12 protein-coding genes are annotated in these 14,412 nt (G+C 71.1%); 2 read left to right on the top strand and 10 right to left on the bottom strand.

Going from position 1 to position 14,412, the window contains the following annotated elements; translation table 11 throughout:
• Positions 1–45 precede the first annotated feature (45 nt).
• The 9 genes from mutL to R2J75_RS00860 all read right to left on the bottom strand — a co-directional run bounded on the left by mutL (position 46) and on the right by R2J75_RS00860 (position 11,165).
• Positions 46–1,842, bottom strand: a complete 1,797-nt coding sequence (gene mutL, locus R2J75_RS00900; protein ID WP_316410904.1) for a DNA mismatch repair endonuclease MutL — start codon at positions 1,840–1,842, stop codon at positions 46–48.
• Position 1,843: 1 nt separating this feature from the next.
• The gene (locus R2J75_RS00895; protein WP_243330080.1) at positions 1,844–3,151 is read right to left on the bottom strand and encodes a glycosyltransferase family 2 protein; all 1,308 of its coding nucleotides are present in this window, start codon (positions 3,149–3,151) and stop codon (positions 1,844–1,846) included.
• 79 nt (positions 3,152–3,230) lie between these two features.
• Entirely contained in the window at positions 3,231–4,043 is an 813-nt protein-coding gene (locus R2J75_RS00890) for a purine-nucleoside phosphorylase (RefSeq protein WP_243330078.1), read from the bottom strand.
• A complete protein-coding gene (locus R2J75_RS00885; RefSeq protein ID WP_316410903.1) occupies positions 4,043–6,007 on the bottom strand; it encodes a hypothetical protein in 1,965 nt (654 codons plus the stop codon). Before R2J75_RS00885 ends, R2J75_RS00890 begins: the two co-directional genes overlap by 1 nt.
• A 104-nt stretch (positions 6,008–6,111) precedes the next feature.
• A complete protein-coding gene (locus tag R2J75_RS00880; RefSeq protein ID WP_243330074.1) occupies positions 6,112–7,086 on the bottom strand; it encodes a peptidoglycan DD-metalloendopeptidase family protein in 975 nt (324 codons plus the stop codon).
• A gap of 226 nt (positions 7,087–7,312) precedes the next feature.
• Positions 7,313–7,810 carry a cyclic pyranopterin monophosphate synthase MoaC gene (gene moaC, locus R2J75_RS00875; RefSeq protein WP_243330072.1) on the bottom strand — a complete coding sequence of 166 codons (498 nt, stop codon included), beginning with the start codon at positions 7,808–7,810 and terminating at the stop codon, positions 7,313–7,315.
• The gene (locus R2J75_RS00870; protein ID WP_243345966.1) at positions 7,807–8,460 is read right to left on the bottom strand and encodes an HAD family hydrolase; all 654 of its coding nucleotides are present in this window, start codon (positions 8,458–8,460) and stop codon (positions 7,807–7,809) included. Before R2J75_RS00870 ends, moaC begins: the two co-directional genes overlap by 4 nt.
• Positions 8,457–9,746 carry a dicarboxylate/amino acid:cation symporter gene (locus R2J75_RS00865; protein ID WP_243330068.1) on the bottom strand — a complete coding sequence of 430 codons (1,290 nt, stop codon included), beginning with the start codon at positions 9,744–9,746 and terminating at the stop codon, positions 8,457–8,459. Before R2J75_RS00865 ends, R2J75_RS00870 begins: the two co-directional genes overlap by 4 nt.
• A 48-nt stretch (positions 9,747–9,794) precedes the next feature.
• On the bottom strand, positions 9,795–11,165 hold the full coding sequence (locus R2J75_RS00860) for a M20/M25/M40 family metallo-hydrolase (RefSeq protein ID WP_316410902.1): 1,371 nt from the start codon (positions 11,163–11,165) through the stop codon (positions 9,795–9,797).
• A gap of 83 nt (positions 11,166–11,248) precedes the next feature.
• On the opposite strand from R2J75_RS00860, the gene R2J75_RS00855 reads away from it, so the two are divergent.
• Positions 11,249–12,004: a hypothetical protein gene (locus R2J75_RS00855; RefSeq protein WP_279342640.1), complete on the top strand. Its 756-nt coding sequence runs from the start codon at positions 11,249–11,251 to the stop codon at positions 12,002–12,004.
• Positions 12,001–13,152: a murein hydrolase activator EnvC family protein gene (locus tag R2J75_RS00850; RefSeq protein WP_243330065.1), complete on the top strand. Its 1,152-nt coding sequence runs from the start codon at positions 12,001–12,003 to the stop codon at positions 13,150–13,152. Before R2J75_RS00855 ends, R2J75_RS00850 begins: the two co-directional genes overlap by 4 nt.
• Here R2J75_RS00850 and R2J75_RS00845 read toward each other — a convergent pair whose 3' ends face one another.
• Positions 13,153–14,340: a type II secretion system F family protein gene (locus R2J75_RS00845; protein WP_243330061.1), complete on the bottom strand. Its 1,188-nt coding sequence runs from the start codon at positions 14,338–14,340 to the stop codon at positions 13,153–13,155.
• Between the last annotated feature and the right edge of the window lie 72 nt (positions 14,341–14,412).

The following is a 14,412-nucleotide window of genomic DNA, read 5'->3' as shown; positions in this document are numbered from 1 at the left end:
GTCTGGATAAGCCGGTGATGCAGGAATCAGGCCGGTTGCCCCGGCCTACAGCCGCCGCCCGAAGCTCCGTTCCAGGTCGCCCCGGGTGAGTTTCTTGATGACGGGGCGGCCATGGGGACAGGTGTGGGGGACCTGGCAGGCCATCAGGTCCTCCAGGAGGCACTGGGCAAGTTCGGCCGGAAGGACGTGGTGCTTCTTGATGGCGCTGCGGCAGGCCAGTTCGGCGTTCAGGTCCCGCCGGAAGGCGTCCAGGTCCGGCCGGCCCCCCTCTTCCAGGCGCCGGAGGAGGTCCGTGAGCAGGGCCTCCGGGTCCCGGTCCGCCAGGAAATCGGGCAGGCCCCGGACCACGAGGGCGTCCGCCCCGAAGGGCTCGACCTCCAGGCCCACGGCCGTGAACTCGTCCAGGAAGGGGGTGAGGCGGGCGACAGCCGCCGGGCCCAGGCCCACCACCTGCGGAGGCATGAGGGGCTGGATGGCCGGGGCGTGCTTCCGGAGGAAGAGCATTTCATAGAGGATCCGCTCGTGGGCCACGTGCTGGTCCACGATCCACAACTCCGGCTCGCCGTCCCCCGCCACCTCCGCCAGGAGGTAGGTGGCGTCGAAGGCGCCCAGGTAGCGGAAGGAAGCAGGCGCGGCCGGTGGAGGCGGGGGGCCCTGCGGCGCCGCGGGCCGCGGCTCGGCGGCCATCGGCGCGGACGTCCCGGGCCCGAAGGCCGTTTCCAGGGCGCGGACGGCGCCTTCGGCCGGACGGTACGGCTCCCACAGGTGGGGATGGCTGGCCGCGACGGGGGCCAGGGGCTTGTCCAGCTCGGGCTCCAGGGGCTTGGGGGGCAGGTCCAGGACGGAGGCCAGGCCGCCCCGCAGGCCGGACCAGGCCTCCCGCAGGGCCCGGCCCACCCAGGGGAAGATGCGCTGGGGCTCCCGGAACCGCACCTCGGCCTTGGTGGGGTGCACGTTCACATCCACGGCCTCGGGCGGGACGTCCAGGAAGAGGACGGCCGCGGGATAGGCGCCCTTGGGGAAGAAGCCCTCCCAGGCTCCGGCCAGGGCGGCGAGGAGGAGGCGGTCCCGGACCGCCCGGCCGTTCACGAAGAGGTAGAGGTGGTTGCGGTCCCGGAAGCTGAGGGCCGGGTCGGACACATAGCCCCGGAGGGTCCAGGGGGCCTGGCCGTCCCGGAAGGCGACGAGGCTGGCCAGCTTGTCGCCCAGGAGGGGGCCGAGCCGCTCGCCGGGTTCCGCCACCCGGGGCAGGACGAGGCGCCCGCTCCGGTCCGATTCCACCACCCAGTGCACGTCCGGCGTCGCCAGGGCCAGGCGGGTCACCACGCCCCACAGGTGGGCGTGCTCGGTCTCCGTGGCCTTGAGGAAGCGCCGCCGCGCGGGGAGCTGGGCGAAGAGGTCCCGGACCGTGATCGTGGTCCCCCGGGCCCGGGCCGCGGGGAGCACCTCCTTGATGACGCCGAACTCGCAGCGCAGCCGGTGCCCGGCGCCGTCCGCCTCGGCGGAGGCCATGTCGAAGCGGCTCACGGAGGCGATGGAGGGCAGCGCCTCTCCCCGGAAGCCGAAGGTGGCCAGATGGTCCAGGTCGCCGGCCGCCCGGACCTTGCTGGTGGCGTGGCGCTCGAGGGCCATGTAGAGGTCGTCCCGGGCCATGCCGCAGCCATCGTCGGCCAGTTCCAGCAGGCGCTTGCCCCCCTCCTCCCAGCGCACCTCCAGGCGGGTCGCCCCGGCGTCCAGGGCGTTCTCCACCAGCTCCTTGAGGACGGACGCGGGCCGTTCCACCACCTCGCCGGCGGCGATCTGGTTGGCCACGTGGTCGGGCAGGACGCGGATCTTTGCCATGTCAGGCCATCTCCTTCACGCGCAGCAGGTCGGGGTGGCCGGGAAAGGCCGCCAGGCCCTGCTCCAGGATCTGCCGGGCCTCGGCCCGGGCCCCCTGCCGCAGCAGCTGCACCCCCACCAGGAGGTGCCAGGTCCCCTCGCCGCCCCGGGGGCAGGCCCGCAGGGCCTCCCAGGCGTCCAGGACCGCCTGGTTCGGATCGCCGGTCTCCAGGCCCAGGCGCACCAGCCGCGCGCGCAGGTCCGGGTCCCCGGGGGCGCCCGCCAGGGCCCGCTCCAGGACCGCCCGGGCGGCAACTGGATCGCCGGCTCTTGCGTGCAGGTCCGCGAGGTCCAGCCAGGGGGTCGCGAAGGCGGGATGGGCCTGGACGCAGGCCTCGAGCAGCGCCCGGGCCTCCGCGCCCCGGCCCAGCCGCTCCAGGGAGACCGCCCGCCCGGCCACCCCGGGGGCGCTGTCCGGATGCCGGGCGAGGTGGGTCCGGAAGGCGGCCTCCGCCTCGGCGTGGCGCCCCAGGCGCTGGAGAGCCACCGCCCGGGTGAGCAGGACCGTGCCCGGGGCCGCCCCGGGGGTGAGGGCGAGGAAACGATCTGCCGCCTGGACGGCCAGCTCCCAGGCCTCCGCGGTGGCGGCCTGGATGAGCAGGTGGAACTGGGCCTGGGCGTCGCCGGGCCGGTCCTCGGCGTCCCGGCGGGCCAGCTCGAGGTAGACGGGTTTCTTGGCCCGCACCCGGTCGGCCAGGGTGAAGCCGTAGTGGTGGATGACCGCGTCCAGGTCCCGGGGCTGGATCCCCCGGGCCAGGAAGGCCGGGTCCACCATCTCGTGCACCCGGCTCGTGAAGCGGGCCCAGGGCCGGCGCCGGAAGAGGCGGACCCCCCGCGTGTCGGCGCAGCGGGCGTGGGCCGCCCCCTCCCGGTAGCCGCCGGGGTTGGCCTTCGCCTCCGTGTCCATCATGGTGAAGGCGCCGCCGGGCAGGTAGTTGCGGATGAGCACCCGGTAGGCCTCGGCCCCGGGGGCGGCCAGGGCCGCCCGGATCCGGCCGTGGTCGGCCGCGTCCACGGCCTCGTCGGCGTCCAGGACCAGCACCCAGTCGCCGGTGGCCAGGTCGAGGCTGGCGTTCCGGGCGGCGGCGAAATCCTGGACCCAGGCGAAGGTCCCCACCCGGGCGCCGTGGGCGGCGGCGATGGCCGGCGTCCCGTCGACGGATCCGGTGTCGACCAGGACGATCTCGTCGGCCAGGTCCTGGATGGAGGCGAGGCAGTGGCCCAGGTGGGCCGCCTCGTCCCGGGCGATCATGGCGACGGTGAGCTTCATCCGACCAGCATAAGCCCAACGGCCCCACGGCGTCCGCCGCGGACGGGGCGCCCCGTCCGCGGCGGGCCCGCCCGGGGCGCTACAGGGCCAGGTTCTTCAGGAAGGCGCGGACCAGCTTCTCGAAGTCGGCGGCGGCGGCGGCCCCGGCCTCCAGGACCTCCTGGTGGGTCAGGGGCTGGTCGAGCATCCCGGCGGCCATGTTGCAGAGGCAGGAGATACCGGCGGCCCGCATGCCCTCGTGGCGGGCCACGATGACCTCGGGGACCGTGCTCATGCCCACGGCGTCGGCGCCCAGGGCGCGGAAGGCCCGGATCTCGGCGGGCGTCTCGAAGCTGGGGCCGGTGACGGCGAGGTAGACGCCCTGCTGCACCTTCTGGCCCAGGCGGGAGGCCGCGCCCAGGATCTGGGCGGTGAGGGCCTTGTCATAGGCCGCGGTCATGTCGGGGAAGCGGGGACCGGGCTCCTGGTTGGGGCCGATGAGGGGGTTGGTGCCCATCAGGTTGATGTGGTCGGTGATGACCATCAGCTGGCCCACGCCGAACCCGGCGTTCACGGCCCCGGCGGCGTTGGTGTGCACCACCGCCTTGACGCCCATGCGCCCGTGGATCCGCATCGGCGCGGTCACCAGCTCCATGGGGTTGCCTTCGTAGAAGTGGAACCGGCCGGCCTGGAGCACGACCTTGCGGCCCTCCAGTTCGCAGTAGATCAGCTTGCCCTGGTGTCCCTGCACCGTCTGGACCGGGAAGCCCAGGTCCGTGAAGGGGATGGAGACGCCGTCCTTCGCTTCGGGGCACCCGGCCAGGGCGCCGAGGCCGGAACCGAGGACAAGGGCGATTTCGGGCACGAAGGGGGCACGGCCTCCCAGGACCTCCAGGGCAGCTTGGACGTTCATCAGTTCTTCTTCTCCAGGTGGATGGTGACTTGGGTGCCCGGCACCTGCACGTCCGGGCTGAGGATGCGGATGCGCAGGGTGTGCCAGGTCGGCGTGCTGAAATCGGAGGGGTTCCCGGCCAGGGTGAGGGCCTGGGAGCTCAGCTTCGGGAAGAGGTACGTCTGCTGGGCGTCCCCGTCGAGGCGGACCTCGATCTGGGCCCCGGCCGGCAGGGCCGGCACCGTGGTGACCCGGAGGGTGTAGGCCCGGTCCGAGGTCAGGGCGAACCGCGCGTAGCGGACTTCGTCGTAGCTGGTGTTGGGGTAGGCGTCCACGGCCGTCTCGACGGCGGTGCCCGCGGGGTAGGTGATGTCGTACCGGCGGGTCTTCACGGCCTGCGCCATGGACATGGTGAAGGTCGGGAAGGGGGTCACGAGGGTGTCGGGATCGATGCCCCAGGTCTGGGTGTACTTGGGGAGGATCGCATTGTCCTTGCCCGACCAGGTGACGTTGTACTTGGCGCAAAGGGGCGTCAGGACCGCGTCGGTGAAGAAGGTCTTGAGGTCGGAGTTGTCCGCGGAGCCCTTGTCCTCCTGGAGCCGGGCCAGCTGGGTGAAGAGGCTGACGCAGTCGGTGGTCACGGTGGCCGTGCCGGAGTCGGCGGTGGGGGCCAGCAGGGTGTAGAAGCGGAGGAGGTTGATGGGCGTGATGTCCTTCCAGGCCGTCGCCGTGCCCGGGGCCGTGATCTTGGTGTTGATCAGGGCCAGGTCCCAGGTCAGGGCGGTGATGGCCGGGGCGCTGAAGCCCGAGATCTGGGCCGGGGTGAGGGCGGACAGGTCCCGGATGTCCCGCACGGCGGTGAACCGGGTGGCGGGGGTCGGGCCGCACAGGTAGGGCGACTTCACCATCTCGGCGGCCATGGCGTCCCCGAAGCCTTCGACCAGGACCAGGTCCGGCGCCAGGCTCGTCGCGGGGTTCCCGTCGGGCAGGACCGCCGTCTTGCGCTGGCCGTAGACCATGTTCCGCCCCAGCATCCGGTAGAGGACGTTGGTGTTGAAGGCGTCGTCCTGCTGGACGGTCCCGTCCAGGGTGCCGCCGCCGGCGACGGCCCCGAGGTAGTGGTAGGCCGACCCGTCCCAGGACAGGGGCAGGAGCTCGGGGTTGTACTCCACGAAGGTGCCCCGGCGGGCCGTCAGACCCGGCCGGTAGTGCAGGTCCAGGGCCCCGGACGTGCTGGTGGGCACGCAGTTCCCGTAGACCTGGCCGAAGACGTAGAAGGAGTCGAGGATCCCCACGACGCGGCTGCCGGCGGCCACGGTCTCGGGCATGGCGAAGCTGCTGGAGGCCGGGATCCACCACTTCTGGCCGACGACCATCCACGGATCGTCCAGGCCCACGGTGAAGTCCACGGTGGCCGACGCGGTCCCCAGGGACGCGTGGGTGGGATCGCCGGAGGAGACGGTGCCGTCCAGGGCCTTGCGCTGGGCATAGATCGGACGGTCCAGGATCCGGGAGGTGCTGTAGACCCCCGCGGGATCGGCGATGAGGGTGATGACGGACGCGGGGCTGACGGCCTGGGTGGCCACGCTGGCCAGCTCCACGAAGGTCGGGTAGCCCTTCAGGGCCGACCCGTTGACGGCGTACTTGCCGTCGGAATCGGTGGTCGTGGTGCCCACCAGGGTCCAGACGTCCACGGACTGGTAGTCGGTGCCGATCTGCGGCTTCTTCTGGAAGACCCGGACGACGACCCCGCGCGCCGCGGCGCTGACGAAGGTCGAACTGTCCGTCTCGTAGCCCGTGGGCACGCCGTTGGCGTCGTAGTGCACGGGAATCCGGGTGTACTTCACGGTCCCGGAGACATCGAACGTGGTCGCCTCGGCGGCCTTCCGGGCAGCCGATTTGCCGCACGCCAGGCCGCTAAGCAGGACGAATGCGGAGAACAACATGGCCGCGCAGGCGCGCAACCCGATTGGACGAACCACCATGATCACCTCTTGAACCTGCCCAAAGGCAAAGCCTAACACGCATGCGCCAAATTGGCTTCTTCAAGGGGATGGGTGCAGCGAGCCGGCCGGAAGTTCTTGGAAAATCAGCGCCGGGTCTTGGGGGCCACCGCGGAGCGGTTCTGGGCGATCTGGTCGGCGGGGATCTCCTCGACGTCGTTCAGGAACGGGAGGGGATTCTGGACCTCGCCGTCCACCCGCAGCTCGAAGTGGAGATGCGGCCCGGTGGCGTTGCCGGTGCGGCCCACCTCGGCGATCTTCTGCCCCCGGTGGACGACCTCGCCCCCGCTGACGAAGTTGCGGTAGTGGTGGCCGTAGAGGGTGATCACGCCGTTGCCGTGGTCGATCATCACGTAGTTGCCGTAGCCCTTCTGGCGGCCGGCGGTCACGACCACCCCGTCCATGCAGGCGTAGACGTCGGTGCCCTGGGGGGCGTTCAGGTCGAGGCCCTTGTGGCTGCCGCGATAGCGGACCCGCTTCTTCTTGGACTTGACCTTCACGGTCTTGGACCGCATGCGGGGTCCCCAGCCGGAGCTCACGGTCCGGGTCTCCACGGGCCAGAGCAGGTCCAGGTGGGCGGGGTCCGCCGGCTGGAAGGTCTGGGGCGCGGGGGCGGGGGCCGCCGTCTCGGGGGGGAGCACGGGCTGGATGCCGGCCAGCTTGGGGCTTTCCTCGGGCGCCGGGGTGTCCGCGGTCAGGTCCCGGGCCTGCACCGGGAGGATCTGCTCCAGGTGGGGGAGGGCCGAGGGGCCGGTGGGCGGCGTGGCGGGAAGGGCGGGAACGGGCCGGAGGGCCCGCCGGTACCCCTCCTTCGGGGTTTCGGCCTTGCGGGGCACGGCGCCCCGGACCCGCACCTGGGTGCCCGCCTGGAGGCGGTCCAGGTCCAGCTTCGGATTGAGGGCCTCCAGGTCCGACAGGGACAGGTTGTTGTCCCGGGCGATGCGGGCCGCCGTCTCGCCCCTCCGGACCTTGTGGGTGGCGGAACGGGACGTCTTGGCAGCCTGAAGGCTCCCGGACAGACCGGAGACAATGAGTGCGATGACGAGCAGAGAACTGCGCATGAAATCTCCTCATGCGGGAGCAGAGTCGGGTTGTGGGGCGCTAACCAGCCTCCTTGGGTTCAGACCCATGGTGGACGTTCGGAAACCTGATGCTAGACCAGGGACCTCGCCCCTGGCAAACGAAAATGCGTTCCGTTTACAGGACCAGTCCGGTTGGAAAAGCAAAGATCTTCAGGGTTTTCAAGGATAATTCAGCAGCCAACCGAGTGGCATGAAATTTTCGGCATCACTCTTGCCAGGGACAATCCTCCCAGGCCTCCTGGATGCGCCCCCGGCGCCCCCCCTCCTTGAGGAGGAGGCGGACCGGACCCACCTCCATGCGGTGGCTGACCGCCTTGAGCATGTCGTAGAGGGCCAGCAGGCCCACGCTGACCGCCGTCAGGGCCTCCATCTCGACCCCCGTGCGCCCTTCCAGGCTCACCTCCGCCCGGAGCCAGGCCCGGCGGAGCGCCGGGTCGAACCGGTGCTCCACCGTCACCGCCTCCAGGGGCAGGGGGTGCGCCAGGGGGATGAGGTCCCCGGTGCGCTTGGCGCCCAGGACGGCCGCGATCCGGGCCGTGGACCAGGGGTCCCCCTTGGGGCCCCCGCCCGTGGCCAGGGCCTCCGCGCATTCCGGGCAAAGGGCCAGGTAGCCCGCAGCCACCGCCCGGCGCCGGGTGGGCGCCTTGGCGGAGACGTCCACCATGCGGGGACGGCCTTCGGGGTCGAGGTGGGTGAGGGTCATGCGCCGCTCCAGGCCAGGAGGACATCCCGCAGGGCCGCCACGTCGGGCGCGTAGGCCATGGGGGAGAACGCGTGGAGGTCCCGCTGGCCGTAGAAGCCGTGGCCCACGGCCACGCCCTTCACCCCGGCCCGCTGGGCCATCTCCAGGTCGAAGGGGGTGTCGCCCACCATGACCGTGTCCTCCGGGGCCGCGCCGAGGGCGGCCAGGATGACGTGGATGCTCTCGGGGTCCGGCTTGGGGCGGCTGACCTCGTCGGGGGAGATGACGGGATCGAAGTAGGTGGTCCATTCCAGGGCGGCGATCTGGCGGCGGAGGGGTTCCGAGCGCTTGCTGGAGGCCACGGCCTGCCGGACCCCCCGGCGGTGGAGTTCGGCCAGGAGCTCGGTCATGCCGTCGAAGCCGGTGATCAAGTGTTCGTGTTCCGAATGTTTGAAGGTCCGGTAGACCGGCAGGACCTCCTCCACCGTCAGGCCCAGCGGCCCGAAGGTCTGGCGGATGCCCTCCTCCACGGGCAGCCCCACGTACTTCAGCCATTCCTCCCGCACCTCCGGCGGCAGGCCCAGGCGTCCCAGGGCGTGGTCCATGCCCGCCTCGATGATGGGCCGGGTATCGGCCAGGGTCCCGTCGAAGTCCCAGATGACAAGCTTCACGCCGTTTCCTCCATGGCATCCTCCGTTCCGAAGAGGCCCTCCCATTTGGCGATGACCACGGAGGCGAGGCCATTGCCGACCACGTTCACCGTGGTGCGGGCCATGTCATTGATTTCATCAACCGCCAGCAGCAGGGCGATGCCGGCCTCGCCGGGCAGGCCGAAGCTGGCGCAGGTGCCGGCGATGATCACCAGCGTGGCCCGGGGAACCCCGGCCACGCCCTTGGAGGTGAGCATGAAGGTCAGCACCATCAATATCTGTTGCGTGAGGGTCATGGGGATCTTGGCCGCCTGGGCGATGGTCAGGGAAGCCAGGACCAGGTACAGGGTCGATCCGTCCAGGTTGAAGGAATAGCCCGTCGGGATGACGAAGCTCGCCACCCGCCGGGGGACCCCGAAGCGTACCACCTCCTCCAGGAGCTTGGGCAGGGCGGCCTCGCTGCTGGCGGTGGAGAAGGCGGTCAGGGCCGGGTCCTTGATGGCCTTGAGGAAGCCCCAGACCCGGATCCCGCAGGCCAGCATCACCGGCACGAAGACCAGGCCCACGAGGACGGCCAGGGCCAGGTAGAGGCTGCCCACGAAGAGGCTGTACTGGCGCAGCAGGTGGAACACCGCCGGCCAGCCCTTCAGGGCGGTGCCCTGCCCGCCGGCCATGGCGCTGACGTTGTAGGCCATGGCTCCGAAGACGCCCAGGGGGGTGAGGGTCATCACCATGTCCGTGTACTTGAACATGGTCTGGGCCACCCCGTCGAAGAAGGCCAGCACCGGGGCGCCCCGGTCCCCGATGCGGGTCAGGCCGATGCCGAAGAGGGTGGCGAAGATGACCACGGGGAGGATGTCCCCCTCGGCGGCGTGCTGGACCAGGTTGCTGGGGAACACGTGGAGGGCGATCTCCCACCCGGTCTTGGCCTTGGCCAGGGCCACGTGGCTCCCGGGATCCAGGACGAGCCCCGCCCCCGGCTGGACCGTGTTGGCGATCACCAGCCCGATGACCAGGGCCAGGGTCGTCACCACCTCGAAGTAGAGGAGGGCCTTGCCCCCCATCCGGCCCACGGCCTTCACGTCCCCGGTCTGGGCGATGCCCACGACGATGGTGGAGAAGAGGAGGGGCACGATCAGCCCCTTGATGAGGCTGATGAAGGCCTTGGACATGAAGCGGAAGACGTTGTAGGCCCAGGGGTGGCGGTCCGCCGGCAGGAACCCCCCGAGCAGGACGCCCAGGAAGAGCCCCACGAAGATCCAGAAGGTGCTGGATCGGTACCAGGGTTTCCGGCCATTGGGCGTCATGGGCCCAGTGTCCCATGGCACGGCCGGTTGGGCGACCCCGCCCGCGGATCAGAAGGCGCTCACCTGCCGGAAGTAGTGGGCGAAGGCCGCCATGCCCCCCGAGGCCTGCTCCCAGTCGAAGTTCTCGTTGGGGGCGTGGTACCCGTGGCTGGGGAGGGAGAGGCCCAGGAAGTAGACCTCGCAGCCCAGGACCTCCTCCAGGGTGCCCACGGCGCCGATGGAGCCCCCCTCCCGGGTGAAGGCGCAGGGGGCGCCGAAGGCGAAGGCGTAGGCCTCCTTGACGGCCTCCGCGTACCGGCCGGTGGTGTGGCCCTTGAAGGGGGCCAGGCCGTGCTCCTCGTGGAGCTGGACGTCGGGGTAGTTGGCCGCGAGCCAGCGCCGGATCAGGTCCAGGGTGGAGGGGCCGTCCATGTCAGGCACCAGGCGGCAGCTCAGCTTCACCTCGGCCCGGGGCGGGACGGAACTCTTGATGCCGGGGCCCGTGTAGCCCCCCACCACGCCGTGGACCTCCAGGGTCGGGCGGCCCCAGATGCGCTTCATCACCTTGAGGGGGTGCTCCGTGCGGAGCCCGAGGACCTCGTGGTCCCGCATGAAGGTCTCGACGGAGAAGCCCGACTTCTCCCATTCCTTGAGCTCCTTCCGGCCGGGCTTCACCACCTTCCGGTAGAAGTGGGGGATGCGGACCTTCCCGGTGTGGCCGTCCACCATGGCGGCCACCACGGACATGAGCTCCGCGAGGGGGTTGCGGGCCGCGCCCCCCACGACGCCGGAATGGAGGTCGTGGCGGGCCGTCTCCAGGGTCAGGCGGAACCCCTGGAGGCCCCGGAGCCCCGCGGGGGTGCTGGGCCGGCCCCGGGTCAGCCACACCGTGTCGCTGACGACGACGGCGTCCGTGGCCAGGCGCTCCCGGTGGGCCTCGAGCCCGCCCCGGAAGCTGGGGGAGCCGATCTCCTCCTCCAGCTCCCAGATGAACCGGATGTTGAGGGGGACCCCGGCCTCCCGGGCCGCGAGGGCCCCGAAGAAGGCGCTGAGGGCCGGGCCCTTGTCGTCGGTGGTGCCCCGGCCCCGGTAGGTGTCGCCGTCCACGCCCATGGCGAAGGGTTCCGTCGTCCATTCGGGCTCGTTGGCGGGCTGGACATCCAGGTGGTTGTAGACCGTGATCACGGGCCAGGCGGGATCCCCGTCGAGGCGACCGTGGACGATGGGGTTGCCCGCGGTCTCCAGGATCCCGGCCTCCCCCCCGTGCCGGCGGAAGAGGTCCACGGCGGCCTCCGCGCAGCGGCGGAGGTCCCCGGCGCGTTCCGGGTCGCTGGAGACGGAGGGGATCTCCACCAGGGTCTTAAGCTCGGCCTCGAAGGCCTGGCGGCGGGAGGCGGCGAAGGCCGCCAGGGCGTCGCGGGTGAGGAGTTCAACGTTCATGTCGCCTCCGCAAGGGCCTCCACCATAGCCCCGGGCGCGGCCTCCCGCAAAGAGGTAGAATTGCCCAGGACCCTGGAGTATTCATGGATCGTTTTGGAAGTTCCAGACTGCGCATCGTATGGACCTGCGTGAGCCTCCTCCTGGCCGGCGTCGTGCTGGGCGGGGTGGGGGGCTTCGGGGGCGACGGCTCCCAGCTCATGATCTTCGGGTCGGGCATCCCCATCGGCTTCGTGGCCGACGATCCCAAGGCCTGGGCCGTGGACATCCTCGGCCGGTTCATCTTCGCGGTGGTGCCGGCCGTCATCCTGCTCGGCGGCATCTTCCCCCTGGGCGAGTGGCTCGGGGCCGGGTCGCGGGCGGAGCGCTTCAAGGGCCTCACCCTGGGCGCCCCCATGGCCTTCGCCCACGGCCTCTTCCTCAGCCAGGTGGCGATCCTGCCCCTCTTCGCCGCCAGCTGGAAGCTCCTCGGCAACCCCCTGGCCCCCCGGATCCTCCTGGCGGACACCAACGCGGTGGTCCTGGGCCTGGAGCTCCTCCTCTGGTCCGCGGCCCTGGGCTGCCTCCTCCGGTCCAACCGGGGGCTGGCGGTGATCCTGGCCTACGGGCTCCAGGAAGTGGGCCGGGTGATGGCCTGGGGCGGCGAGTTCCTCGGGGACCTGGAGGTCTCCAAGGGCCTCGTCAAGCTGATGGCCTTCCTGGGCCGCGCCCTCCCGAGCTCCCAGCTCCCCTCCGACCCCTTCGCCTGGAAGGCGCTGCCCCTTTCCCTGGGGCTCCCCATCCTCCTGGCGGCCCTCCTCCTGCTCCTGCCCGGCAAGGGCGCGAAGCGGAGCAGGGGTTGAGGAAGCCCCTCCTGCTGCTGGCCCTGACGGTCCTCCCGGCCCAGGAGCCCCTTCCCGCGCCCCAGGACCTGGGGCAGGTGAAGGAGCGCCTCGCCGGCATCCAGTCCGCCCTCAAGGCGGTGGACCAGCAGATGGAGGCCCTCAAGAAGCGCCGGAAGGGCGTCCTCGTGGAGCTCCAGGGCATCTCCCTCCAGGCCGACCGCGTGCGGGCCCAGGCCGAGCAGGCCCGGCTCAAGCGGGACCAGGCCCGGCTGGAGGTGGCGGCCATCACCCAGCGGAAGGAGGAGACCGCCCGCGAGATCCAGCAGCGCCGCGAGGAGCTCCGCCGCGAGGTGCGCTGGATGCAGGCCCTGGGGCCCCTGGGCGACCTGGGCCTCGCCACCGCCTTCGGCTCCTTCGAGCAGTACCTGTCCCAGGGCCGGTACGTGGCCTACCTGCGCAACCAGCAGCGCCGGCGCCTGGACCGCATCCAGCGGCTCCAGACGGACCTGGCGCGGCGGGAGGCCGAGATCCAGGAGGCCGTGGCGCGGCTGGCCCGGGAGGAGGAGGAGGCCCACCGCCTCCAGGCCAGCCTGAAGCTCAACGAGGAGCGGCTCGAGGGCTTCCTGGACGGCCTGAAGCAGGACGAGAGCCGCCAGAAGTCGGTGCAGGCCGAGCTCGCCGAGGAGGCCCTGCAGCTGGAGCGCATGCTCAACCAGCTCCTGAGCAAGCCCAGGCCCGACGCCTTCGAGCCCGGCCTCGCCTTCGCCGGCCTCCGGGGCGAGCTGCCCCAGCCCACTCCCGGCACCCTGGCCCAGGCCTTCGGCGAGCACCTCCACCCCAAGTTCCACACCCGCACCATGCAGAGCGGCCTGCTCATCGCCGCCACCGCCGGGGCCCCCGTCGCGGCCGTGGCCGACGGCAAGGTGGTCTTCGCCGACATCTACCAGTCCTTCGGGCCGATGGTGATCCTGGACCACGGCGGGGGCTGGTTCAGCCTTTACACCCACCTGCGGGGCGTAGGCGCCGCCAAGGGCCAGGTCCTGAAGCAGGGCGAGCCCGTGGGCACCGTGGGCGTGACCGTGGACGGGCCGCGGCTCGGCTTCGAGATCCGCCACCTCACCCAGCCCCAGGACCCCAACAAGTGGCTGAAGACCCGGTACCGCTGATCAGCGGACCGTGGAGCCGGCGGTGAAGAGCGGAATGTAGACGGCCAGGAGCAGGCCCAGCACCGTGACGCCCATGAAGAGGATGAGGACCGGCCCGATCAGGGAGGTGACCGCCGTCGTGGCCTTCTCCACCTCCTGGTCGAAGAAGTCGGACACGTGGTTGAGCATGTCCGGCAAGGCGCTGGACTGCTCGCCCACCCGGGTCATCTCCACGGCCAGGGGGTCCAGGAGCTTGGACTGCTCCAGGGACAGGTGCAGGGAGGTGCCGGCCCGGACCAGGTCCACCACGTTGTGCAGGCGGGTGCGCATGCGCTCGCTGGGCGTGGTGCGCTGGATCACCTCCAGGGCCTGGAGGACCGGCATGCCGCCGGAGAGGAGCACCCCGAGGGTGCGGGTGAACACCGAGGAATGGTACATGCGGTAGAGGACCCCGAGCCGGGGCAGGGCCAGGATCATGCGCTCCCACTGGCGCTTGCCGGACTCGGTGGTCAGCATCCACCGGAGGGCCACGACCGCGCCCACCAGGCCGGCCACCTGGAAGTACCAGGTGCGGCGCACGAAGTTCCCGGTGTCCAGCAGGGCCTGGGTGATCCGGGGCATCTCGATGCCGCTGCCGTTGTAGATCTCGGCGAAGCGGGGCAGCACGATGTTGAAGATCACGCCCAGGGCGATGATGAGGACCACGATGAGGAAGGCCGGGTAGAAGAGGGCCTCCACGATGCGGCGGCGGCTGGTCTGGGCGAAGGCCTGGAATGCCAGCCAGCGCGCGATCACGTCCGGCAGGGTGCCGCTGCGTTCACCGGCGACCACGTTGGCCCGGTACACGGCCGGGAAGGTGCCCACCTGCTCCATGGCCTCCGAGAAGGACATGCCCTCCCGCAGCAGCTCGACCACCCGCTCCAGGGACCGCCGAAGGAGGGGGTCCTTGCCGTGGCCCACGAGGAGTTCCAGGGACTGGAGGAGGGGAATGCCGGCCTTGAGCAGCGCGAGGAGCTCCTGGTTGAAGAGGATGAGGGTGTCGGCCCCCAGCTCCTTCTGCCGGCGGAAGGCCCCGAGGCTGCGCCGCACCTCCATGGGGAAGTTCCCCTCCGCGAGCACGCGGGCCCTCACATCGTCCGGATTCGCCCCTTCGAAATCCCGGATGAGGATCTCGCCGGCGGAGGTTGTGAACTTCACAGTGAATCGCATGGGCAGCTCTGAACCAAGGATAGCCTCACATGGGCCGGCGCCGGAAACGCTACACTGGCGGCTGACCGCACC

Origin of the sequence: Mesoterricola sediminis (assembly GCF_030295425.1) — a bacterium.
Classification (GTDB): Bacteria; Acidobacteriota; Holophagae; order Holophagales; family Holophagaceae; genus Mesoterricola; species Mesoterricola sediminis.
The sequence above is the reverse complement of the archived record's forward strand: the minus strand, read 5'-3'. Positions and strand labels throughout refer to the sequence as shown.

Bases quoted from the DNA above. Each gene is read 5' to 3' on its own strand.
- mutL (WP_316410904.1), bottom strand. From the start codon at position 1,842: ATGGCAAAGATCCGCGTCCTGCCCGACCACGTGGCCAACCAGATCGCC.
- R2J75_RS00895 (WP_243330080.1), bottom strand. From the start codon at position 3,151: ATGAAGCTCACCGTCGCCATGATCGCCCGGGACGAGGCGGCCCACCTG.
- R2J75_RS00890 (WP_243330078.1), bottom strand. From the start codon at position 4,043: ATGAACGTCCAAGCTGCCCTGGAGGTCCTGGGAGGCCGTGCCCCCTTC.
- R2J75_RS00885 (WP_316410903.1), bottom strand. From the start codon at position 6,007: ATGGTGGTTCGTCCAATCGGGTTGCGCGCCTGCGCGGCCATGTTGTTC.
- R2J75_RS00880 (WP_243330074.1), bottom strand. From the start codon at position 7,086: ATGCGCAGTTCTCTGCTCGTCATCGCACTCATTGTCTCCGGTCTGTCC.
- moaC (WP_243330072.1), bottom strand. From the start codon at position 7,810: ATGACCCTCACCCACCTCGACCCCGAAGGCCGTCCCCGCATGGTGGAC.
- R2J75_RS00865 (WP_243330068.1), bottom strand. From the start codon at position 9,746: ATGACGCCCAATGGCCGGAAACCCTGGTACCGATCCAGCACCTTCTGG.
- R2J75_RS00860 (WP_316410902.1), bottom strand. From the start codon at position 11,165: ATGAACGTTGAACTCCTCACCCGCGACGCCCTGGCGGCCTTCGCCGCC.
- R2J75_RS00855 (WP_279342640.1), top strand. From the start codon at position 11,249: ATGGATCGTTTTGGAAGTTCCAGACTGCGCATCGTATGGACCTGCGTG.
- R2J75_RS00845 (WP_243330061.1), bottom strand. From the start codon at position 14,340: ATGCGATTCACTGTGAAGTTCACAACCTCCGCCGGCGAGATCCTCATC.